20 protein-coding genes are annotated in these 22,679 nt (G+C 69.0%); 13 read left to right on the forward strand and 7 right to left on the reverse strand.

Translation table 11 applies throughout. The features are described 5' to 3' along the window. Window positions 1-19 precede the first annotated feature (19 nt). Window positions 20-1,642, reverse strand: a complete 1,623-nt coding sequence (locus ACY466_RS08830; protein ID WP_463251726.1) for an Hsp70 family protein — start codon at window positions 1,640-1,642, stop codon at window positions 20-22. 506 nt (window positions 1,643-2,148) lie between these two features. Here ACY466_RS08830 and groES point away from each other — a divergent pair. Both groES and groL read left to right on the forward strand, forming a co-directional pair. Next, window positions 2,149-2,448 (forward strand): co-chaperone GroES, encoded by a 300-nt coding sequence (gene groES, locus ACY466_RS08835; RefSeq protein ID WP_027503792.1) that lies wholly within the window; start codon window positions 2,149-2,151, stop codon window positions 2,446-2,448. A gap of 88 nt (window positions 2,449-2,536) precedes the next feature. Beyond that, complete coding sequence (gene groL / locus ACY466_RS08840; protein WP_463251728.1) at window positions 2,537-4,150, forward strand: chaperonin GroEL; 1,614 nt, start codon at window positions 2,537-2,539, stop codon at window positions 4,148-4,150. 93 nt (window positions 4,151-4,243) lie between these two features. On the opposite strand, the gene ACY466_RS08845 is transcribed toward groL, so the two are convergent. Continuing rightward, window positions 4,244-4,537, reverse strand: a complete 294-nt coding sequence (locus tag ACY466_RS08845) for a WhiB family transcriptional regulator (RefSeq protein WP_463251730.1) — start codon at window positions 4,535-4,537, stop codon at window positions 4,244-4,246. 317 nt (window positions 4,538-4,854) lie between these two features. Here ACY466_RS08845 and ACY466_RS08850 point away from each other — a divergent pair, with 317 nt between their 5' ends. From ACY466_RS08850 to ACY466_RS08860, 3 genes are all read left to right on the forward strand, one after another. After that, complete coding sequence (locus tag ACY466_RS08850) at window positions 4,855-5,628, forward strand: hypothetical protein (protein ID WP_463251732.1); 774 nt, start codon at window positions 4,855-4,857, stop codon at window positions 5,626-5,628. Window positions 5,629-5,757: 129 nt separating this feature from the next. After that, window positions 5,758-6,336, forward strand: coding sequence for a sigma-70 family RNA polymerase sigma factor (locus ACY466_RS08855; protein ID WP_463251734.1), 579 nt, complete (start codon window positions 5,758-5,760; stop codon window positions 6,334-6,336). Further along, the gene (locus tag ACY466_RS08860; protein ID WP_463251736.1) at window positions 6,329-7,348 is read left to right on the forward strand and encodes an anti-sigma-D factor RsdA; all 1,020 of its coding nucleotides are present in this window, start codon (window positions 6,329-6,331) and stop codon (window positions 7,346-7,348) included. The genes ACY466_RS08855 and ACY466_RS08860 overlap by 8 nt, the downstream gene beginning before the upstream one ends. A 151-nt stretch (window positions 7,349-7,499) precedes the next feature. Here ACY466_RS08860 and ACY466_RS08865 read toward each other — a convergent pair whose 3' ends face one another. Continuing rightward, window positions 7,500-7,904, reverse strand: a complete 405-nt coding sequence (locus tag ACY466_RS08865; RefSeq protein ID WP_463251738.1) for a DUF5319 domain-containing protein — start codon at window positions 7,902-7,904, stop codon at window positions 7,500-7,502. A 226-nt stretch (window positions 7,905-8,130) separates the two neighbouring features. Between ACY466_RS08865 and guaB the strand changes: the two genes are divergently transcribed. From guaB to guaA, 4 genes are all read left to right on the forward strand, one after another. Then, entirely contained in the window at window positions 8,131-9,687 is a 1,557-nt protein-coding gene (guaB, locus tag ACY466_RS08870; protein WP_463251740.1) for an IMP dehydrogenase, read from the forward strand. Window positions 9,688-9,727: 40 nt separating this feature from the next. Beyond that, a complete protein-coding gene (locus tag ACY466_RS08875) occupies window positions 9,728-10,867 on the forward strand; it encodes a GuaB3 family IMP dehydrogenase-related protein (RefSeq protein WP_463251742.1) in 1,140 nt (379 codons plus the stop codon). Window positions 10,868-10,984: 117 nt separating this feature from the next. Continuing rightward, a complete protein-coding gene (locus ACY466_RS08880) occupies window positions 10,985-12,742 on the forward strand; it encodes an FAD-dependent oxidoreductase (RefSeq protein ID WP_463251744.1) in 1,758 nt (585 codons plus the stop codon). A gap of 73 nt (window positions 12,743-12,815) precedes the next feature. Further along, the gene (guaA, locus tag ACY466_RS08885) at window positions 12,816-14,387 is read left to right on the forward strand and encodes a glutamine-hydrolyzing GMP synthase (RefSeq protein ID WP_463252193.1); all 1,572 of its coding nucleotides are present in this window, start codon (window positions 12,816-12,818) and stop codon (window positions 14,385-14,387) included. 15 nt (window positions 14,388-14,402) lie between these two features. Here guaA and ACY466_RS08890 read toward each other — a convergent pair whose 3' ends face one another. Together ACY466_RS08890 and ACY466_RS08895 are read right to left on the reverse strand one after the other, a co-directional pair. Beyond that, entirely contained in the window at window positions 14,403-14,624 is a 222-nt protein-coding gene (locus tag ACY466_RS08890; protein WP_463251746.1) for a hypothetical protein, read from the reverse strand. Beyond that, the gene (locus tag ACY466_RS08895) at window positions 14,617-15,876 is read right to left on the reverse strand and encodes a PspC domain-containing protein (RefSeq protein ID WP_463251748.1); all 1,260 of its coding nucleotides are present in this window, start codon (window positions 15,874-15,876) and stop codon (window positions 14,617-14,619) included. The genes ACY466_RS08890 and ACY466_RS08895 overlap by 8 nt, the downstream gene beginning before the upstream one ends. Window positions 15,877-16,027: 151 nt before the next feature. Here ACY466_RS08895 and ACY466_RS08900 point away from each other — a divergent pair, with 151 nt between their 5' ends. The 3 genes from ACY466_RS08900 to ACY466_RS08910 are packed head-to-tail and all read left to right on the forward strand — an operon-like array spanning window position 16,028 to window position 18,998. Beyond that, on the forward strand, window positions 16,028-17,383 hold the full coding sequence (locus tag ACY466_RS08900; protein WP_463252194.1) for an ATP-binding protein: 1,356 nt from the start codon (window positions 16,028-16,030) through the stop codon (window positions 17,381-17,383). Continuing rightward, on the forward strand, window positions 17,380-18,048 hold the full coding sequence (locus ACY466_RS08905; protein WP_463251749.1) for a response regulator: 669 nt from the start codon (window positions 17,380-17,382) through the stop codon (window positions 18,046-18,048). Before ACY466_RS08900 ends, ACY466_RS08905 begins: the two co-directional genes overlap by 4 nt. Continuing rightward, on the forward strand, window positions 18,021-18,998 hold the full coding sequence (locus tag ACY466_RS08910; protein ID WP_463251751.1) for an endonuclease/exonuclease/phosphatase family protein: 978 nt from the start codon (window positions 18,021-18,023) through the stop codon (window positions 18,996-18,998). The genes ACY466_RS08905 and ACY466_RS08910 overlap by 28 nt, the downstream gene beginning before the upstream one ends. Window positions 18,999-19,012: 14 nt before the next feature. On the opposite strand, the gene ACY466_RS08915 is transcribed toward ACY466_RS08910, so the two are convergent. Both ACY466_RS08915 and ACY466_RS08920 read right to left on the reverse strand, forming a co-directional pair. Then, window positions 19,013-20,308 carry a serine/threonine-protein kinase gene (locus tag ACY466_RS08915; protein ID WP_463251753.1) on the reverse strand — a complete coding sequence of 432 codons (1,296 nt, stop codon included), beginning with the start codon at window positions 20,306-20,308 and terminating at the stop codon, window positions 19,013-19,015. A 10-nt stretch (window positions 20,309-20,318) separates the two neighbouring features. Continuing rightward, window positions 20,319-21,026: a hypothetical protein gene (locus ACY466_RS08920; protein ID WP_463251754.1), complete on the reverse strand. Its 708-nt coding sequence runs from the start codon at window positions 21,024-21,026 to the stop codon at window positions 20,319-20,321. Window positions 21,027-21,040: 14 nt separating this feature from the next. Here ACY466_RS08920 and ACY466_RS08925 point away from each other — a divergent pair, with 14 nt between their 5' ends. Continuing rightward, window positions 21,041-22,678 carry a DNA polymerase Y family protein gene (locus ACY466_RS08925; RefSeq protein ID WP_463251756.1) on the forward strand — a complete coding sequence of 546 codons (1,638 nt, stop codon included), beginning with the start codon at window positions 21,041-21,043 and terminating at the stop codon, window positions 22,676-22,678. The last annotated feature ends 1 nt before the right edge of the window (window position 22,679 follow it).

A 22,679-nucleotide genomic window follows, 5' to 3' on the forward strand; every position in this document is an offset into this window, starting at 1 on the left:
GGAATCAGCCGGTGGGGGGTCAGCCCGTGGGGGTCGGCGCGGATCGGGAGGCGGCGCCGTCGATCCCACCGTCCGTCGACTCCTCGGCGCTCGTGGTGGGCGTCGGGGCCACCCCCGGTAGGGGTTCCGACGACGGCAGGGCGGGCTCGGAGGGCTGCGGCGTGGTTCCCTCCCCGGGGGTCGCCGGATCGGTCGTCGTCTCCGGGTTCGGCGTCTCGCCGACCGGCGGGCCCTCGGGCAACTCCGGGAACCACGGCGGCACGGTCGGCAGCGGCGGTAGGACGATCGTCGGGAGGTCCGGAGCCGGACGAAGGCTCGGAGTCGGCTCGGCCGGTTCGGGCGCCACGTCGGACGTCGAGGGCGCGACCGGGAGAGCCGGAGGAGTCCAGGTCGGTGTCGAGGCTTCGGGGGAACGGCCCGGTGTCGACCAGGTCCGCACCTCGGGTGGCTCGGCCGGTCCGCGTGTCGCGGCCCAGTCGCCGGCCTCACCCCAGCCGCCCGTGAGTTCGGGTGCTGTCGGCGCCGGCGGTGACGGCACGTCCATCACCGTCACGTCGCTCGAGGTGGGGGAGACGTCTCCGCTGCGCTCGGGCACCAGGGCCTGAACGCCGTACGCGAGAACGACGGCCATGGCCGTGCAGGCCGCAGCGACGAGGCCGACGGTGCGCACACCGACACCGACGGCGGCACCGGACGTGCGTACCGAGCCGGGTATCGGCCGCGCCGACGCTCGGGCGGCGAGAGCTGCTCCCTTGGCGACGGCGGAGTCCGGTTCGTCGGCCACGATGAGCGTCGCCGGCACTGCTCGGCGGACGGCGGCGATCAGAACGGGCACGTGCGCTCCGCCTCCGACCACCGCAACGGCGTCGGGGGTGCGGCCGGAAGCGGCGACGGCGTGCCGCACCGCTGCGCCGAGCGCGGCGGCGGCGTTCGCCGCGGCCGTGTCGAACTCCGCCCGCGTCACGGTCAGGGTGTCGTCGCCCGCGAGGTCGACGGTGACGCGGTCCCGCAGGGAGAGTTGCTCTTTCGCGGTGCGAAGCCGTGCTGCGAGCAGTACGCGGTCGCTCGCCTTGGCTGCCGGCAGGCGAGGGCTGAGCGACGCGAGCAGGCTGCGATCCAGCGCGACACCGCCGACGGCATCGGTGCGGATGGAGGAGAACTCGGTTCCGTCGACCTGGTCGACCACACTCACGCTGGTGCCCGCGGCACCGATGTCGACGATGGCGACGGTCGAGTAGCGGGCGACCTCACCGGTGTGGCGCAACCACCACAGGGCGGCGTCGGTCTCGGACAGCAGGTCGGCCGATTCGAGCGCCAACCCTCGACGGCGTGCCGCGGTCAGGATGGATCGAGAGCGTCCCTCGGCTCGGTAGGCGACCGCGATGTGCCGCTGCGGATGCAGCGTCGAGGCGGAATCGCTCGGGTCGAGGAGGTGCTCGGCCGCGAGATCGAGCGAGGTGGCGACCATCTCGCCGGTGTCGACACGACCTCCGTCGGACGTGATCGTGCGGTAGTCGAAGGTCTCGGTGCCGTCCGACGCCGTGGTGAGAACCGCGCAACAGGCGACTTCGGAGCCGGCGGACACGCCGATGGAGACCGTGGGCGGCGCAGCATTCTGCTCGCCGGTGGTCCTCTCACTCATCGTGTGCCCCCTTTCGGACTGTCCGGTACGTCGTGGCGTTATCCGAATGTTACCTATAGCGGCGCGAAATATCGCCTGCCTTCGCGTCGTCGCGGACAGCAACGGCAGTGGATGCTGCCTCTACCAGTGCGTTCGGCGGCGACAATTTCTCGGAAACCATGGGCCTGTTCTGCCGTCGCCCGGCTCGACGGTCGATTCCGTGTTGCGGATGCCGCCGGATGGACGATCGGGTGGGCTGTCGGGACACGGCGAAAACTCTCGCAGCCGTGGCGGTTGAGTGCTGGCACTCGCACGTATAGAGTGCCAGTGAGATACCCGGTCGGCCTCCCGGCACCCGCGACGACGGGAAGCGGATCGGATGTCCCAGCATCACCGGCACGACATGCACCATCAGGTACACATCAGGTACATAAGCACCAGGTACCTGAAACACCAGTACGGAACAGAACAATCAGGTGCCGAGGACGAGCCTCGGCCCGACAATTCGTGAAAGTGGAGGGCTCATCGTGGCAGGCGTGAACATCAAGCCGCTCGAGGACAAGATCCTCGTCCAGGCCGTAGAGGCCGAGACGACGACCGCCTCCGGTCTGGTCATCCCCGACACGGCCAAGGAGAAGCCCCAAGAGGGCACCGTGGTCGCAGTCGGCGAAGGCCGCGTGACCGACAAGGGGAATCGCATTCCCGTCGATGTCAAAGAAGGTGACACCGTCATTTACAGCAAGTACGGCGGCACCGAGATCAAGTACGCCGGCGAGGAGTACTTGATCCTGTCCGCACGCGACGTGCTGGCAGTCATCTCCAAGTAAGCCCTACGTGTTCCGCCCCGGCGTCTTCGACTGAGGACCCGGGGCGGAGTGCGTTTCTGCCGTCCAACCAGGAGCTCTGCGAAGCCACATGTCAAAGCAAATCGAATTCAACGAGACAGCCCGACGCAGCCTCGAGCGCGGTGTCGATCAGCTGGCCGACGCCGTCAAGGTCACCCTCGGCCCACGCGGTCGCCACGTGGTGCTGGCCAAGGCCTTCGGTGGCCCGACCGTCACCAACGACGGCGTGTCCATCGCGCGTGAGATCGACCTCGAGGACCCCTTCGAGAACCTCGGCGCGCAGCTGGTGAAGAGCGTCGCCACCAAGACCAACGACGTCGCCGGCGACGGCACCACCACGGCCACCGTGCTCGCCCAGGCCTTGGTCAAGGTCGGCCTGAAGAACGTCGCCGCAGGTGCGAACCCCATTGCGCTCGGTGCCGGCATCTCCAAGGCCGTCGATCACGTGACGGAGGCCCTGCTGGCCGCAGCGGTGCCGGTCGAGGGACAGAAGTCCATCGCCCAGGTCGCCACCGTGTCGTCGCGAGACGAGATCATCGGCGAGATGGTCGGCGAAGCGCTGACCCGCGTGGGCACCGACGGCGTCGTCACCGTGGAGGAGTCGAGCTCGCTCGTCTCCGAGTTGGTGGTCACCGAGGGCGTCCAGTTCGACAAGGGCTACCTCTCGCCGTACTTCGTGACGGACACCGACACCCAGGAAGCGGTACTCGAGGACGCACAGGTCCTGTTGTTCCGCGACAAGATCAGCTCGCTGCCCGACTTCCTGCCGCTGCTCGAGAAGATCGCGGAGGCGGGCAAGCCCGTTCTGATCATCGCCGAGGACATCGAAGGCGAAGCACTGTCGACCCTCGTGGTCAACTCGATCCGCAAGACGGTCAAGGCCGTGGCGGTCAAGGCACCGTTCTTCGGCGATCGTCGCAAGGCGTTCCTCGAGGACCTCGCCGTCGTCACCGGAGCCACGGTCATCAACTCGGACATCGGCCTGACGTTGCGCGAGGCGACGCTGGACCTGCTCGGTAGTGCACGTCGTGTGGTCGTCACCAAGGACAACACGACGATCGTCGAGGGTGCGGGAACGTCGGAGGCCATCTCCGATCGGGTCGGACAGCTGCGCCGTGAGATCGACGCGACGGACTCCGACTGGGACCGCGAGAAGCTCGAGGAGCGGCTCGCCAAGTTGGCCGGCGGCGTCGCGGTCATTCGCGTCGGTGCCGCCACGGAGACCGACCTCAAGGAGCGAAAGTTTCGCGTGGAGGATGCGGTCAACGCGGCCAAGGCGGCCGTCGAGGAAGGCATCGTGTCCGGAGGTGGAGCCGCCCTGGTCCACGCCAGCCGTGGACTGAAGGACAACCTGGGGCTCACCGGCGACGAGGCCATCGGCGTCGAGGCCGTGCGTATCGCGCTGCGTGCCCCGATGTTCTGGATCGCGACCAACGCCGGTGTCGAGGGCAGCGTCGTCGTCGGAAAGCTGGTCGAGGCCGACGACAACACCGGATTCAACGCGGCGACGCTCACCTACGGGGACCTCGTCGCCGAGGGTGTCATCGATCCGGTCAAGGTCACCCGATCCGCAGTGGTCAACGCGGCTTCCGTCGCGAAGATGATTCTCACGACGGAATCGACCATCGTCGACAAGCCCGAAGAGGCGGAGGACGAGGGACACGGTCACGGCCACAGCCACTGATCGCACTCGGCGCTGACCCTGCTCGGCGCCGAGCCTTCTCCACCCACGAACGAGGGCCCCACCGGTACGTCCGGTGGGGCCCTCGTTCGTCTCTCACGACGCCAGGCGTCGACGGTTTCGTCGTGCGAAGGCCTCGCGTTCCGTCTCCGACATCCCGCCCCAGATGCCGTACGGCTCGCACACTGCGAGGGCATGGCTGCGGCACTGGGCGAGGACCGGGCAGGCGCGGCACATCTCCTTCGCCTTCAGCTCGCGCTGGGCGCGGGCCCGGCCGCGTTCACCGTCGGGATGGAAGAACATGGCGGAATCGACGCCGCGGCAGGATCCGTGCATCTGCCAATCCCAGATGTCGGCATTGGGACCGGGAAGGTGATTCGGCTGGGGCATTGTGTACTCCTACGACTCTCCGCATGCGGCACGTTCGTGCTGGCTCGGGTGGTTTTCCGGTGGGCTTCACGAACTGGGTTTCACGGTAGAGCGGTGCCGGAAGACCAGTCAATAGACCGAATTCGTGGTGAGATACATAGTTCGACCTGCAGTTATTTAACTCAGGTGTCATAGTTGTGGTGAAACGGGTCGATTCGCCGTGTTCGGTAACCGGGCCGTCACACACCCGTCAAGAATGCGAAACTTCACGGTCGAATCGAGCGGTTCGAACCGATTGTTACATTGCGGAAAACTACCGACGTCTACCGTGTTTCCCCATGGCCGATCCCGACGTCCTCGATGCCTCTCTCGACCCGAACCCGACGTCGGTCGGTCGGTGGCATCGCGCCGTCGGTGACGGCGCCACCGGTCGATATGCCGCTGCGTTCACCGGAGCACGCTCGTTGCGTCACTGTTCCGATACCGCCGTGCGGTCGCTCGCGTGGTCGTTGGAGGCGTCGTTGCTGCGCCAGTTGGGTCGACACGCGTCGGCGTCGGTCGCGGACGGGCGCGCGCTGACGACCATCGGACTCGGTCCGCACCACTCACCGCGATCGGTCGACGCGGTCACGGACGCCCTGGTGGGACTCGCGGCCGATTCGATCGGTCCGATGCGACTGGAACGGGCCGCCGTCCTGCTCGAGCGCGCCCGAGCGGCGAGGCGACCGGGGTCCGGGGGAGCGGACGGATTCGATCGGTCGGCGATTCGTATCAACTGGGTCGCCGCGGAGATCGCGATGGCGGGAGGCGACGGCTCGGCGGCGGTCCTGTTCGCCACCGCCGCGGTCGAACAGGCGGCGGCGACGTCTTCTGCGCGTCATCTCCTCAAGTCCGATCTGGTCCTCGCCGCGGCTCATCTCGTGTCGGGCCACGCCGCTCGGGCCCGAACCCTGTCGGTGGACGTCCTGGACGAGTGCGAGAATCACGGGTTCCTCCCACTCGCCTGGGCGGCCGCAGCGGTGGCCGACGCCGTCGGTGTCACCGATGCCGCCGACCGAAGGGGGCGTGCCGAGGTTGCGATTCGGCAACGAGGCGGGATATTTCGGACGTAGAACCGGCCGGACCGGACGGTCTGGACCGGGTGAACGCCCGACCCGACTATCCTTGACACGTTCCGCCGGTCGGTGGAAGCGCGCCCGAAGCCGGGGTGGGCCGTTCGCGAGCGGGGAAACGCACTGACGATGAGTGTCACGGGTGAGGGGTTGGACTCCGCTGTCGCGGCCGCTGCTCGCGGTGACCGGGGTGCGCTCTCGACCGTTCTCGAGACCATTCGTCCCGCCGTGGTTCGTTACTGCAGAGCCCGTGTCGGTGCGGGTGAGCGCGGGCAGACGAGTGCCGACGACGTGGCCCAGGAAGTGTGCATCGCGGTCATGACGGCGCTCCCGCGTTACGAGGACCAAGGCCGGCCCTTCATGGCGTTCGTCTACGGAATCGCGTCCCACAAGGTGGCCGACGCCCATCGCAGCTCCTCCCGTAACAAATCCGATCCGATGGCCGATGTACCGGATGTCATGTCCACGGACCAAGGGCCCGAGCAACGGGCCCTCGATTCCGAGGCAGGACGTCGCATGACGGAACTGCTGTCCACTCTTTCCGACAAGCACCGCGAGATCCTCGTTCTCCGGTTGGTTGCCGGGCTGTCGGCCGAGGAAACTGCCGCGGTGGTGGGTAGTACGGCGGGAGCCGTTCGTGTGGCGCAACACCGGGCGATCGCCAAATTGAAGACAGTAGTAACGGGAGCAGGTGACAAATATGGCTAGGGACTTCGATCGTGACGACGCACGCCGCGCCGACCCCTACGCCGACGCCGGTCGCGCGGATCGCCGAGATCACTCGGGTGACGCGGACCACGAGGACGCGATGGATCCGGTCGACATCATGGCCGTGCGCCGTGACGACGCGCTCATCGACGCGATCGCCGGCGACGGACCCGTGTCGACGGACAGCGACGACGAATACCTCCTGGCCGGGCTGTTGGCCGACTGGCGCAGTGAACTGATGGCTGCGCCGCTCCCCGAGCGTCCCGATCTGGACGAGGTCGCCGCCGCCGTCGAGGCCGTCATCGCGGCCGACGAGCTGCATCGCCGGCGCACCCGTAACCGGTTACGCCTGCTGCGCCCGGTCGCCGGCGCCGCTGCGGCCGTGGCGTTCGTCATCGGCGGCATGACCGCGTTCTCCTACAGCGCCGTGCCGGGCGATCCGCTCTGGAAGGTCAAGGAGGTCGTGTTCACCCAGCAGGCCGACTCGACCGTGGCTCGAGTCGACACGACGAACGCACTCGAAGAGGTCGAGGCCGCCCTGGCCCGCGGCGACGCACAGGTGGCGACGACGCGTCTGGCGCAGGCCGCCGAGCGCGCTCCCGCCATTCGCGACGAGGAGCAGCGTGCACAGATCGAGAGCTGGTGGGCCCGGCTGAGCTCGGAGCTCTCGCGGTTGACGCCTCCTCCGCCCCCGCCCGCACCCCCGGCGCCCACCTCGACGGCGCCGACCCGGGCTCCCGTCGTGCCCACGGTGCCGTCCGTACCGGGTGACGTGATTCCTTCGCTTCCCGAGGTACCTCCGGTTGCGCCTCCCGTGATCCCGTCGTGGCCGCTGCCGACGACCCTGCAGTTGCCGACCGATCTGCAATTGCCGCCATTCTTCCCGCCCGAGCAGACGGTGCCGACCACACCGGCTCCGACGACGACCGGGTCTCCGCTCACCATTCTGCGTGTTCCGGCGTCGACCCCCACTCTGTCGGTGCCGCTACCGCTGCCGGACGGCTCCAACTGACACAGCCGGACGGCGGCAACTGACCCGCCACAACAGATCACACCGACGCCCGCCGAATGATTCGGCGGGCGTCGGTGGTGTCTGTGCGGTTCTATCGAAGTTTCGTTCTATCGCAGGTTCGGTCGGCGGAAGGCCGTTCGAAGGGGACGGCTCAGGCGTCGTAACCGTCGGCGTGCAGCGCGTCGTTCATCGATGCGTCCGCGTAACCACGGCAGTAGTCCCACGTGACGTACGCGTCCGGAATGGGATCGAAGGCGGGCTCGTGCGGGCGGACCGTGCCGTCGACGAGGAGCTGCAGGAGATTCGCGCGCAGCATGTCCCAGTCGTGGTAGTGGTCTTGCTGGCAGTCCTCGCAGCACACCACGAGTCCGCGGACGCCGCGGTGCGCGAGGAGCGCCTCGTAGACCGCGAGATCGGCGAGGTCCTCCTCGACCGCGAGCCGTTCCTGCGGGTCGAGAGGCTGGCCCGGCTCGATGGCGTCGAGAGCGGCCGAGGGGTCGGCGGGGTCACCGGCGAAGGGATCCGGCGGCAGACCTGGAGGCAGTTGATCGCGCACGGCTCCACGGTACGCAGCGATGGGCGGTCTGCGCCAGCGGTACGTGCATCGATCGTTCTGCGCAGCCGATACCATGTACCGCGAGCGCCCGGAAGGATTCGTGCACGTGGCGACACTGCCGTGATCGCGTCCGTACGCACTCACGAGTCCGAGCGCAACGGATCGGCTTCACCTCACCAACGTTCGTTTCGATGGTGTTTCACCAGCTCAGGAGGGCCCCTTTCGTATGAGTAACCCAGACCGTTCCGGCGTCCACGACAGCGACGAGGTCGGCGGCCGTGTACGCACCGGCGGCGACGACCCGAACAAGGTCGCGATGCTCGGTCTGACCTTCGACGACGTTCTCCTGATTCCGGCCGCGTCGGATCTGATTCCCAGCACGGTCGACACCTCGAGCCAGTTGACCCGCGACATCCGCCTCCGGGTCCCGCTGGTGTCCAGCGCGATGGACACCGTCACCGAGGCGCGGATGGCGATCGCCATGGCGCGCGCCGGGGGTATGGGTGTGCTGCATCGGAACCTGTCGGCGCAGGATCAGGCCGCGCAGGTCGAGGTGGTCAAGCGTTCCGAGGCGGGGATGGTCACGAACCCGGTCACCTGCAAGCCGTCGGACACTCTCGCCGAGGTCGACGCGATGTGTGCGAAGTTCCGGATCTCGGGCCTTCCGGTCACGGACGAGACCGGCGCACTCGTCGGCATCATCACCAACCGCGACATGCGCTTCGAGGTCGATCAGAACCGACGGGTCTCCGAGATCATGACCAAGGCTCCGCTGGTCACCGCGCGTGAGGGCGTCACCGCCGACGCGGCACTGGGCCTGCTGCGGCGCCACAAGATCGAGAAATTGCCGATCGTCGACGGACAGGGCGCCCTGACCGGCCTCATCACCGTCAAGGATTTCGTGAAGACCGAGCAGCACCCCCTGGCCACCAAGGACCGGGACGGCCGTCTGCTCGTCGGAGCGGCGGTCGGTGTGGGTGACGACGCCTGGTCGCGCGCGATGTCCCTCGCCGACGCCGGCGTCGACGTCCTCGTCGTCGACACCGCCCACGGTCACAACTCGCAAGTGCTCGAGATGGTCCGCAAGGTCAAGGGTGAGGTCGGGGACCGGGTCCAGGTCATCGGCGGCAACATCGCGACCCGATCCGGGGCCCGAGCGCTGGTCGAGGCCGGTGCCGACGGCGTGAAGGTGGGCGTCGGGCCCGGATCCATCTGCACCACGCGCGTGGTCGCCGGGGTCGGAGCCCCGCAGATCACCGCCATCATGGAAGCCGTCGCCGTGTGCAAGCCGGCCGGGGTCCCGGTGATCGCCGACGGTGGACTGCAGTTCTCCGGTGACATCGCGAAGGCGCTGGCGGCCGGGGCGTCGACGGCGATGCTCGGGTCGTTGCTGGCCGGTACCGCAGAATCTCCGGGGGAGCTGATCCTGGTGGGCGGCAAGCAGTTCAAGAGCTACCGCGGCATGGGTTCGCTGGGTGCGATGCAGGGCCGGGGGGCGGCCAAGTCCTTCTCGAAGGACCGTTACTTCCAGGACGACGTGCTCGCCGAGGACAAGCTGGTTCCCGAGGGTATCGAGGGTCGAGTGCCGTTCCGGGGTCCGCTGTCGCAGGTCATCCACCAGCTCACCGGTGGTCTTCGCGCCGCGATGGGCTACACGGGGTCGACGAGCGTGGAGGACCTGCAGGAAGCGCAGTTCGTCCAGATCACCTCGGCCGGACTCAAGGAAAGCCATCCGCACGACATCACGATGACCGTCGAGGCACCGAACTACACCGTTCGCTGAGTCGCCCGTCCCGTCACACGAACCGAAAGAGAGGACGCGCGTGCGCGACCTGGTGGAAATTGGCATGGGCCGAACGGCCCGTCGAACCTACGAACTCGCGGACGTCGACATCGTCCCGTCCCGACGCACTCGCTCGTCGAAGGAGGTGTCGACGGCATGGCAGCTCGACGCGTACCGGTTCGACGTCCCGATCCTCGCGCATCCCACGGATGCCCTGGTGTCACCGTCGTTCGCCATCGAGCTGGGTAAACGGGGCGGCCTCGGCGTGATCAACGGCCTGGGCCTGTGGGCCCGGCACGCGGATGTCGGGTCGAAGATCGAGCAGTTGGTGCACATCGCCGAGTCCGACGTCGATGCCGACGCCCCGGTGGAGTTCCTGCAGAAGCTGCACGCGGCACCGATGCAACCGGATCTGCTCGCCGCCGCCGTCGCGCAGGTGCGTGACGCCGGAGTCACCGTGGCGGTGCGGGTGAGTCCGCAGAGTGCGCGGTCGTTGACCCCGGCGCTCGTGGCCGCCGGTGTCGATCTGCTCGTGGTCCAGGGCACCATCATCAGCGCCGAGCACGTGGCGGTCGCCGGCGCGGAGCCGCTGAACCTCAAGACGTTCATCGCCGAGCTCGACGTGCCCGTGGTGGCCGGCGGCGTGAGCGATCACCGGACGGCGCTGCACCTGATGCGCACCGGAGCAGCGGGCGTGATCGTGGGCTACGGCTCCACCGAGGGTGCGACCACCACCGGCGAGGTTCTCGGTATCGGGGTTCCGATGGCGACGGCCATCGCCGACGCCGCGGCCGCGCGTCGGGACTACCTCGACGAGACCGGCGGCCGTTACGTGCACGTTCTGGCGGACGGCGACATCACGACGTCGGGTCACCTCGCGAAGGCGATCGCGTGCGGCGCCGACGCCGTGGTGTTGGGTGCGCCGTTGGCGCTCGCGGCGGAGGCGCCCGGGCGCGGGTGGTACTGGCCGTCGGCCGCGGCGCATCCGTCCATGCCGCGCGGCGCGCTGCTTCCCGTCTCGTTCGGCGAGCGGCCGAGCCTCGACCGCGTGCTGACCGGCCCGTCGAACGATCCCTTCGGTTCGTTGGATCTGGTCGGTGGTCTGCGACGCTCCATGGCCAAGGCCGGATACTCGGACCTCAAGGAGTTCCAGAAGGTGGGCCTCAACATCCGCGGCTGAGAACGTGAGTCTCCGTCGGTAGGGCACCCGTCGTTTTCCTGTCACTGCTTGTTACACGTACGGTAATCTGGTGGTCGCAGTCACAATCGACGGTGTGCTTTACGAGCGGAGGCGTGCATGAGCGGCAAGCGGGTGAACGGGGACGGACTCGATTGGGACGTCCTCGTCGTGGGGTCCGGGTTCGGTGGCAGTGTCACCGCGCTGCGCCTCGTGGAGAAGGGGTACCGCGTCGGAGTCCTCGAAGCGGGTCGCCGATTCGAGGACGCCGAGTTCGCCAAGACCAGCTGGGACCTCAAGAAGTTCCTCTGGGCGCCCAAGCTCGGATGCTTCGGAATCCAGCGCGTCCACCTCCTGCGCGACTGCCTGATCCTGGCGGGATCGGGCGTCGGCGGCGGTTCGCTGAACTACGCGAACACGCTGTACCAGCCGCCGCTGTCGTTCTTCGAGGACAAGCAGTGGAAGCACATCACCGACTGGCACAGCGAGCTCACCCCGTTCTACGAGCAGGCGCAGAAGATGCTCGGGGTGGTGCAGAACCCGCACATGACGCCTGCGGACGACGTGATGAAGTCCGTCGCCGAGGACATGGGTGTGGGGGACACGTTCATCCAGACCCCGGTCGGGGTGTTCTTCGGAGCCGAGCCGGGTGAGACGGTGAAGGACCCGTACTTCGGTGGCGTCGGACCGGATCGGACCGGCTGCATCGAGTGCGGTGAGTGCATGACGGGGTGCCGACACGGCGCCAAGAACACGCTGCTCAAGAACTACCTCGGCCTCGCCGAGCGCGCGGGCGTCGAGATCGTGCCCATGACCACGGTCACCGATCTGACCCCGCGGGCCGACGGCAGCTGGGAGGTCGCGACCGAGCGCACCGGTGCCTGGATCGGCAAGGGACGCAAGACGTTCCGGGCGTCGAACGTGGTGTTGGCGGCCGGAACCTGGGGCACTCAGCAGCTGCTGCACAAGCTCAAGGACACCGGATCGCTGCCACGGCTGTCGCCGAAGTTGGGCGAGCTCACGCGTACCAACTCCGAATCGATCGTCGGCGCGGGTCGCCTGAAGGTCGATCCGTCGATGGACCTCACGCGCGGTGTCGCGATCACGTCGTCGTTCCATCCGACGGCGGACACACACATCGAGCCCTGCCGCTACGGCAAGGGATCCAACGCCATGGGGCTGCTGCAGACGCTCATGACCGACGGCGGCGGCCGGATGCCGCGGTGGCTGAAGTTCCTGGCGCTGGTGGTGAAGAACCCGGCGAAGTTCCTGCGCATGCTCAACACGAGCAGGTGGAGCGAGCGAACCATCATCGCGCTCGTCATGCAGAACCTCGACAACTCGATCACCACGTACACCAAGCGGGGTCCGTTCGGCCGCCGCGTCACCTCGAAGCAAGGGCACGGGCAGCCGAACCCGACGTGGATTCCGGCGGGCAACGAGGCGACCCGGCGGATCGCGAAGAAGATCGACGGCATCGCGGGAGGTACCTGGGGCGAGGTCTTCAACGTCCCCCTCACCGCACACTTCCTCGGTGGCTGCGTGATCTCCTCCGACCCCGAGCACGGAGTGATCGACCCGTACCAGCGAGTGCACGGGTACCCGACGCTGAGCATCGTCGACGGGTCGTCCGTCTCGGCGAACCTCGGGGTGAACCCGTCGTTGACCATCAGCGCCCAGGCCGAGCGGGCCGCGTCGCTGTGGCCCAACAAGGGGGAGCTGGACCGGCGTCCGGCGCAGGGGGAGGACTACGTGCGGCTCGAGCCCATCGCGCCGCGCAGCCCGGTGGTTCCTGCCCATGCTCCCGGTGCACTCGTGTTGCCGATCGTGGACATCACGTCGTCGGGAAGGTCGTTGGCGCCGTCCGCTCCCGCGTGAGACGACGGCCCGCGACCACCCGGGGATTCGCCTCGGTCGGCGTCATTAGACTGTGCGCGTGACCGACTCCTCGCTGCCCGATCCGACCCAGCAGAATCCCGTACTGGTGGTCGACTTCGGCGCCCAGTACGCCCAGCTGATCGCCCGTCGGGTGCGCGAGGCGCGGGTGTTCTCCGAGGTCGTACCCCACACGATGACCGTGTCGGAGATGGCGGAACGGCGCCCCGCCGCGATCGTCCTGTCCGGCGGTCCGTCGAGCGTGTACTCGGACGGTGCCCCGGCGCTCGATCCGGCACTGTTCGATCTCGACGTTCCCGTGTTCGGTATCTGCTACGGCTTCCAGGCCATGGCGGGCGCGCTGGGCGGGACCGTCAGTCACACCGGGACTCGCGAATACGGACGCACGGAACTGTCGGTCTCCGGCGGCTCGCTGCACGACGGACTTCCGGCGACCCAGCCGGTGTGGATGAGTCACGGTGACGCCGTCACCGAGGCCCCCGAGGGATTCGAGGTCGTCGCGTCCAGTGCCGGGGCTCCCGTCGCCGCATTCGAGAACCGCGCCCGACGCCTGGCCGGTGTCCAGTACCACCCGGAGGTACTGCACTCTCCGCACGGCCAGCACATCCTCTCGCGCTTCCTTCACGACATCGCCGGGATCGCCCCCACCTGGACGGCCGCGAACATCGCCGACGCTCTCGTCGACCGAATCCGCGAGCAGGTCGGTGACGGCCAGGCCATCTGCGGACTGTCGGGTGGAGTGGACTCCGCCGTGGCGGCCGCATTGGTGCAGCGCGCCATCGGCGATCGATTGACGTGCGTGTTCGTCGATCACGGTCTGCTGCGCGCCGGGGAGCGGGAGCAGGTCCAGCAGGACTTCGTCGCGGCGACCGGTGCTCGGCTGGTCACCGTCGAGGCCACGGAGACGTTCCTCCGCGAACTCGACGGCGTGACCGATCCGGAGACCAAGCGCAAGATCATCGGGCGCGAGTTCATCCGCTCCTTCGAAGGTGCGGTGTCCGAGGTGCTGGGCGAGACGGCTGCCGAGGGCAACACGGTCGAATTCCTGGTCCAGGGCACGCTGTACCCGGACGTGGTGGAGTCCGGTGGCGGCAGCGGCACGGCCAACATCAAGAGTCACCACAACGTCGGCGGACTCCCGGACGATCTGCAGTTCGCTCTCGTCGAGCCGCTCCGGCTTCTGTTCAAGGACGAGGTGCGTGCGGTGGGCCGCGAACTCGGTCTCCCCGAGGACATCGTGGGGCGCCAGCCGTTCCCCGGTCCCGGTCTGGCGATCCGCATCATCGGCGCGGTCGACGGTGAACGCCTCCGCACCCTGCGCCACGCGGACTCCATCGTCCGAGAGGAACTCACGATGGCCGGGCTCGACGCGCAGATCTGGCAGTGTCCGGTGGTGCTGCTGGCCGATGTGCGCAGCGTCGGCGTCCAAGGTGACGGGCGTACCTACGGGCACCCGATCGTGCTGCGTCCCGTCTCCAGCGAGGACGCCATGACGGCGGACTGGACACGTCTGCCCTACGACGTCCTGGAACGCATTTCGACCCGGGTCACGAACGAGGTGCCCGAGGTCAATCGTGTCGTCCTGGACGTCACGAGCAAGCCCCCGGGCACCATCGAGTGGGAATGAGCCGCGGCCGCACCGTCAATCGGTGCGGCGGCGGCGCGAGCGCCCCGGGATCAGCAAGAGCAGGACGCCGACGACGATGGCCGGGATCATCAGGAACCATCCCGCTCCGTCGCCGCTCAACAGTGCGGTGAGGTCGACGCCCAGCAGCGCGAGGGCCGACAGTCCCGACGCGGCGAGGCCGGCGAGCAGCAGGGGGATCGAGGGAAAGCCGCGGGCGCGATCGGATCGGTCAGCCACGAGAAACCTCCACGTTTCCGAGTGATGTGCGAGCGTCGATGGTGAGTACGGGGCCGCCGTTCATGCCGTCGGACCCGCCGTCGACGCCACCCTCGTTGGGGCACGTCACGTTTCCGAGGTCGGCGGTGCAGTGTGCGATCACGTCCAGATCCGGGGGCAGAGTGATGTCGACGTTGCCCGCGAACAGATCCAGGGTGATCCACCGATCGTCGTCGAGTTCCAGCCCCCGCAGATCGAGGTCGATGTTGCCCAGGTCGGCGCTGTAGGGCGTTACCCGTTCCGTGAGCACGGTCGGAGCGGCCTCGACGTTGCCGAACGAGCTCGAGGGTGGATCGGAGACGATGATCGGCGAGCTCACGACGACGAATCCGGCAAGCGGCGCGGCGACCACCAGCAGTCCGTAGCCGCGGCGGAGAAAGGCGCCGATCAGCAGACCCACGCCCACCACCGCGAGAGCGATCGCCGCGATGCGGGTGGGATCGAAGAACGAACTGCCCGTCTTGTGGCCGATCATCGCCGCCACGGCGGCGGCGATGATCGCGAGTCCGATGACGGTGGTCGTCAACCGACTGGAGTTCCGCGGCGACGCCGGTGGTGGGACCGGTGCGGGCGACGGCGGCGAGGGCAGGTCCCACGCGAACGGGGCGACCCCGAGCGGGTCCCATGCGGGCGGCCGCGCCGGTTCCGGCGCGTGCTGGGAACTGCTCTTCGTCAGATCGACGGTGGGTGTGTCCGGTGTGTACCGCTCGGGCAGGGTCGTGTACGGGCTCCAGGCGGGCGGTACCGATGCGAGCGTGGTGGTGGCGGGGCCGGCGGCGATCGTCGGCGGCTCCGGAGTGCGACGGTGCAGTAGGTACCACCCGGCGAGCATGAGCCCCATCGACACGAGACCCGAACCCCCCGTACCCAATCCGACGGGACCGGAGCCGGCCACCGCGACGAGCAGAGCGATCAGCAGCCAGGTGCGGCCTGTGCTGGACAGTGAGCTCTGACCATGGCCCATCATCGACTCGGCGGGGGAGACCTGATCGCCGACGCGGGTGAACGCGAACCAGCCCAACAGGTACAGCAGGAGTCCGGCGCCGCCGAAGACGGTGGACACCACGAAGGCGACGCGGACGAGGACCGGATCGACGCCGTAGCGGAAGCCGATACCGGCCGCGACGCCCGCTCCGGGACCCTGGTCGGGGAGCCGGAGTGGACGGGTGCGCCAGATGTCGGAGAGCTGGACGGTGGCGTTGGTTGTGCTCATGGCGCCCACTCTGCTCGTGCCCGGCCGGGGACACATCAGGGCTGGACCCTGATCTTCGCGGTGTCCGGGCAGCCGGCCGGTGTCGGCAAGATGGGGGTGAACCCCGATACCGCGCGGGCGTCGTCCGTGTCAGGATCGAGCGGTGTCCACCCTGCCCGCCTCCGTGTCGGTTCCGTCCGAGAAGGCGGCGCCCGCTTTCCCGACCCCGGTTCTGCATCGTCGGTCCGGCGGTCGGATCGTCGGCGGAGTGGCCGGCGGCATCGCGGACCATCTCCAGGTCGAGGTCTTCCGCGTGCGGCTCGTCTTCGCGATTCTCTCCGCCATGGCCGGAGCGGGTATCGCGGCCTACGGGCTTCTGTGGATCTTCACCCCGGCGGGGTCGGACGTCCGCAAGGCCGAGGGAACCGAGCGCCGTCGGGCCATCGGTCTGGCCGCGATCGGCGTCGGCGCCGCCATCGCGCTGGGATGGGGACTGACGGGCAGTCCCTCCTCGGTGATCGTTCCGCTGGTCGTCGTGGCGATCGGTGCGACGCTGGTGTGGCGCGAGTTCGACACGGCCGGGGTCGATTCGGCCGAGTCCGGTCTCGGTGCGTCGGGCGCTCGCCTCACCAGCAGGCCCGCCGGCCGGGCGACGGTACTGGGCTGGGCGCGCATCGTCGCCGGCGTGACGCTCGTGGTGATCGGGTTGTTCGTGGTGGTGTTGTCGCGCGTCGACATGCGGGCGCTGCAGTCCTCCCTCCTGGCCGTCGTGGTGACCGTGATCGGCGCCGTGTTGCTGACCGTTCCGTTGTGGATGCGGCTGTGGCGAGCTCTCGGTGACGAGCGTGCCGCCCGAGTGCGCAACGAGGAGCGCGAGGACATCGCCTCGCATCTGCACGATTCGGTGCTGCAGACTCTCGCCCTGATCCAGAAGCAGTCCACCGATTCCGCCGCCGTCGCCCGCCTGGCCCGAAGCCAGGAAAGGGAACTGCGGCGATGGCTGTTCGGCGGCGGCGACGCCGATCACGCATCGTTGACGCGCGCACTGGCCACCATCGCGGGCGAGGTCGAGGACCATTACGGCGTGACCGTCGACCCCGTGACGGTGGGGGACGTGGCCCTGGACGAGTCGCCTCGGACGTCCGGGTTGAGTCGCGAGGCCGCCACCGCACTGCTGGGGGCGACCCGGGAGGCGTTGGTGAACGCCGCGAAGCATTCGGGCGTCTCGACCGTGGACCTGTTCGCGGAAGCGTCCGCCGACTCCGTCGAGGTGTTCGTGCGCGACCGAGGGTGCGGGTTCGACGTCGACGAGGTGGCGGACGATCGGCAGGGACTGGCCAAGAGTGTCCGCGCGCGGATCGAGCGTCGGGGTGGTGAGGTGGAGGTGCGATCGTCTCCGGGGAGGGGAACGGAAGTCCGACTCCGGCTTCCCCGGGCCCGAGCGGACGATTCCGAACCCGGCACCGAACCCGGCACCGAACCCGACGCCGGCACCGACCGGAGAGAGAAGGAGGACCACTCCGCGTGAGCGATCCGACCGCAGGACACGGCCGCACCTATCGGGTGTTCCTGGTCGACGATCACGGAGTCTTCCGGTCCGGGGTCCGGGCCGAACTCGCTCGGGAGAGCGACATCGAGGTGGTCGGGGAGGCCGGCACCGTGGCGGACTCGGTTCGTGGAATCGACGCGACGCGGCCCGACGTGGTGCTCCTCGACGTCCACATGCCCGACGGCGGCGGTGTGGCCGTGCTGCGAGCCATCGCGGCCGGTCCGGTGTGCCTGGCGCTGAGCGTGTCCGATGCCGCGGAGGACGTCATCGCCGTCATTCGTGCGGGTGCACGTGGGTACGTCACCAAGACGATCTCCGGCTCCGAGCTCGCGGACGCGGTGCGCCGGGTCGCGGGTGGCGATGCGGTCTTCGGGCCTCGGCTCGCGGGCTTCGTGCTCGACTCCTTCACGGGCCGATCGGCGGTTGCCGAGCCACCTCTCGATCCCGAGCTCGACTCGTTGACCCCGCGTGAACTCGAGGTGCTGCGGTTGCTGGCCCGCGGCTACACCTATCGCGAGATCGCGGAGTCTCTGGTCATCTCGATCAAGACGGTGGAGACCCACGCGTCGAACGTGTTGCGCAAGACCCAGCAGTCCAATCGCAATGCCCTCACCCGATGGGCGCACAACCGGCGTATCGAGTGACGGTGCGGCGTACCGTCGCGGTCGGTGTCGGGTGCGCTGGTCTCGCGTCGGGTGCGGTGGCCGTCGCCACGAGCAGAATCGACGTCGCCGACACGGCCCTCGTGGCGATCGCGTCGTTCGCGCCGTTCCTGTTGCTGGGCACGGTGATCGGCGCCGCGGCGTTCGCGCTGACCCGCAGGTGGCTACCGGTGCTGCTGTCCGTGGTGGTGATCGTGGTGGGCTCGCTCCCCGTCGTCCCGCTGTACGTGCCGGCTGCGGCAGCCCGTGCGGACGGCCCGTCGCTGACGGTCCTGCAGGCCAACCTGATGCTCGGACGTGCTGACCCGGACGCGCTGATCGACGTCGTGCGAGAGCGTGAGATCGACGTGATGACGGTGCAGGAACTCACCGACGACGCCGTCGCGGCCTTGGACGCCGCCGGGGTCGCGGAGTATCTCCCGTATCGGTTCACCGCCCCGTACGTCGGCGGCGCCGGGGCCGGCATCTACAGCCGCTTTCCCCTGAGCGAGGGCCGCGAGCTCGACGGGTTCCTGCTGGCCAACGTGGTCGCCGACGTCGATGTCGGGGGAGCAGAACCGGTGCGGGTGTTCGGGGTGCACCCCATTCCGCCCTACCCGAACTCGCGGGACTGGGGGCGGGAGTTGACGCTGCTGACGGAGGCGACCACCGACGCGGCCGAGGGTCGTTCCGGTGCGGTCGTGGTCTCGGGTGACTTCAATTCGACCCACACGCACGCGCGTTTTCGACGGGTGACCGATCGGTTCGCCGATGCTGCCGATGCGGTGGGAGCCGGCATTCTTCCGACCTACCCGACCGACAAGTGGTATCCGCCCGTGGTCGGTATCGACCACGTCCTGGCCCGCGGCGCGGAGTTCACCGCGGTGGACGTGATCGACGTCGTCGGTTCCGATCATCGAGGGTTGGTGGCCCGAATGTCCCTGCACCGCTGACGGATCGCCGGCGGTCAGAGTACCAGGACGAGGAGGATCACGAGCGCGACGATCACCGCGAGTCCGATGTAGATCGGAGTGCCGACCGGTGGGCCGGCCTTCTTCGGTGGTGAGACCTCGAACGGGGGCGGCGCGTACGTCGGGGCCGTGGGCCGGTTCGTCGGGGTGTGGTTCGTCGGGATCGCGGTGTCGGGGGTCGTCGAGTCGGGCACGCCCGAACCGACGGGGACGGAGGGGCTGCGCACCCGGTCGAGGGGAACGTCGGTCGAGGCCGCGGGAAGCCCGGTCATCGTGCTGCCGTGGATGCGTTCGGCGCGGCGCGATGTGGTCGTGGTCCGGGAGCCGCGGCGAGCCCAGTGCGGGACCTGTCCGTCGGGTCCACGCAGGGGGGCATTGAGCACCGACGTCGGGCTGCCGTTCTTTCCCACGGCGAGCCGAACGAACCGTTCGCGAATCTGCTCCATGGTCGGTCGGCGCGCGGGGTCGGGTTCGAGCATGTGCAGCAGAGTGGCGGTCATGGCCGCGCTGCGTCGGGGTGGCACGATGCGTCCGCTCGCCACACGGTGGAGAAGCGCGATGGAGTCCGCGTCGATTCCGAACGGCGGTTGCCCCTCGGTCGCGGTGTACAGCGTGGCGCCCAGCGAGAAGACGTCGCTCGCCTCGGTGGGATCGGCTCCGCGGGCGACCTCGGGGGCGAAGTACGCCGGGGTGCCGGTGATGACGGCGCTGTTCTCCTCGTGGGTGTCCGTCTTGGCCCGAGAGATGCCGAAGTCACTGATCTTGACCATGCCGAGTGCGCCGCCGCGGTCCGCCACCAGGATGTTGCCCGGCTTGATGTCGCGGTGCACGATGCCCGCGGCGTGCGCGGCGCTCAGTGCGTCGGCGATCTGGGCGCCGATCTGGATGACCTGCTCCGGCGGCAGCGTTTCGGTGATGTTGAGGGCCGACGCCAGGCTGCGTGCCGGCAGGTACTCCATGATGAGCCACGGTTCGCCGCTGTCGAGCGCGACGTCGTGCATCGCGATGGCATGCGGATTGTTCAGCTGCGCGGCCATCCGACCCTCGCGCATCGCACGCTCACGCACCTCACGGGCTGCGTCGGGGGAGAGGTCGACGGTCGACGTCGCCTGTTTCACCGCCACCTTGCGGGTGAGGAGGGTGTCGTTGGCCAACCAGACCGCGCCCATGCCGCCGCCACCGAGCTTGGAATCGAGACGGTAGCGCCCGGCCAGCAGGTAGTCCGGCCCGATTGCGGGCCGCGACCGCCGCGAGCCGGTCCCTGGTCCTTCGGAATGCTGTCGGTCGGTCACGGTGCCGAGGTTATCCGACGCGTTCGGTGGACGCCGTCTCGATCGTCCAGGCCGTGTGAGCGGGGTCGTCGCCTGCGAGCACGATGCGGCTCGAGCGAGGTCGCATGCCTTTGCCGGACACGTGAACGTCCAGGTGGATCGACCTCAACCGTCCGTGTCCTCGACCGATGCCGTGATAGGCCGCCGGTCGAGCTTCGAGCACCAGATCGGAATCCGTCCACGTCCCCCCGGTGACCACGATGACGGAGCGATGGCTGCGTGCTCTGGCCACGAGAGCGCGTGATCGGCTGGGAGGAACCGAGGCGCCGGCCAGGTCGATCACCACCAGATCCAGGCCGTCCAACAGCACGGCCAGTGCGGACAGTCCCTCGTCGCCGGGCTCGGGGATGTGCGCCAACCGGGACAGATCCGCCCCCATCTCCGCCATCGACAGCAGGCCGAGCCGGCGACAGCCGACCACGGCTGCGAACTTCCCGGAGCCGGTGACGGCGGCGAGCAGACCGTTCATCAGCGAATTACCCGAGCAGAGCACCACGCTGCCCTTCGCGATGCCACCGGCGGGCAGCAACCGACCGAGTCCGCCGGGAACGGTGAGGACGTCGTCCTCGTGCAGATCGGCCCGCGCCGACGCGCCCACCGGAGACTGGAGAGCGGCGATTCGCGTCCGCAGTTCGTCCAGTCGGGACGCGGACGACGCTGTCGATGTATTCGAACGCATGTTCTAATCATGACATGCGTTCGAACAGTTGTCTGCCGTCGCGGTCGCCCGGTTCCGCATCGGCCGACCGCAGTCGGGTGCTGGCGGTGTGGTGCCCGGACTGGCCCGCGGTGGCGGCTGCCGCCGCGGCCGACGTCCCGGCATCGTCGCCGGTCGCGGTGGTCTCCGCGAACCGCGTCGTCGCCTGCTCGGCCACCGCGCGCACGTACGGTGTGCGTCGCGGCGCGCGCCGCCGCGAGTCCCAGGCCCGGTGTCCGGAACTGTATGTGGCGCGCGCGGACACGGACCGAGACGCCCGGTTGTTCGAACCCGTGGCCGCGGCCGTCGACGAGGTGGTTCCGGGGATCGAGGTGCTCCGACCCGGCCTGCTCGTGCTGTCCGCACGCGGCGCGGCACGCTACTTCGGCTCGGAGGAAGCCGCCGCCGAGCGGCTGGTGGACACCGTCGCTGCTGTCGTCCTGGCCGGTTCGGGTGGTGGTGTGGAATGCCAGATCGGTGTCGCGGACGAGGTGTCCACCGCGGTGATCGCCGCGCGGCACGGCGCGGTGGTGCCACGCGGCGGCGGCGCTCAGTTCCTGGCCCCGCTGCCGGTGTCCGAACTGTCTGCGGAGCCCTCCCTCGCCGCGCCGGACCGGGTGGATCTGGTCGACCTGCTGGTCCGGCTGGGACTGCGCACCATCGGCGATTTCGGGGCCCTGTCGCCCGTGGACGTCGCTTCTCGATTCGGGGTCGACGCGGTGGCCGCCCACCGCAGTGCCCGAGGAGAGCCGGAGCGCCCGCCCTCGGCCCGGACCCTGCCTCCCGATCTGGACGTGGAGTACGAGTGCGATCCGCCGATCGATCGTGTCGATGCCGCGGCCTTCGCCGGTCGCGCGCTGGCCGAACGGCTGCACGTGGCACTGTCCGCCGCCGGTGTCGCGTGTACGCGACTGTTGGTCCAGGCCAGTACCGGTAACGGGGAGCACCTGTCCCGGACCTGGCGCTGCGCCGAGCCGCTGACCCCGGAGGGCACCGCGGATCGGGTGCGCTGGCAACTCGACGGCTGGCTCACCGGGCGCAGCGAGGCCAAGCCCACCGCGGGCATCGTGGTCCTGCGGCTCGAACCGGTGGAAGTGGTGTCCGCCGGTGCCCTGCAACTGGGCCTGTGGGGAGGCGTCGGCGACGAGGGAGATCGCGCCCGTCGAGCACTGGTGCGGGTACAGGGACTTCTCGGCGGTGACGCGGTGCGGATGGGAGTGCTCAGCGGCGGGCGCGGGCCGGGAGAGCGGGTGACGATGGTGCCGTGGGGGGACGAGCCGGTACCGGACTCCGATCCGTCGATGCCGTGGCCGGGACGCCTTCCGGAACCGTCGCCCTCGGCGCTGATGACCACCCGGCCCGAGATCACCGTGACGGATCCGGTCGGCCGGCCGGTGCAGGTGACCGACCGCGGCGCATTCGACGGGGTTCCGGCTCGGGTGAGCTGGGGTACCCGGAGTTGGGAGTTGTCCGGATGGGCCGGGCCGTGGCCGGTGGACGAGCGATGGTGGGATCTCGCGGCGCTGTCGTCGGCTCGGTCGATCGCTCGCGCACAGGTGCTGCTCGAGGACGCTCGCGCGCTGCTGATACTCCACGACGGAGGCCGCTGGTACGTGGAAGGGATCTACGAATGAA

It is taken from the genome of Rhodococcus sp. K11/5 (assembly GCF_055193735.1).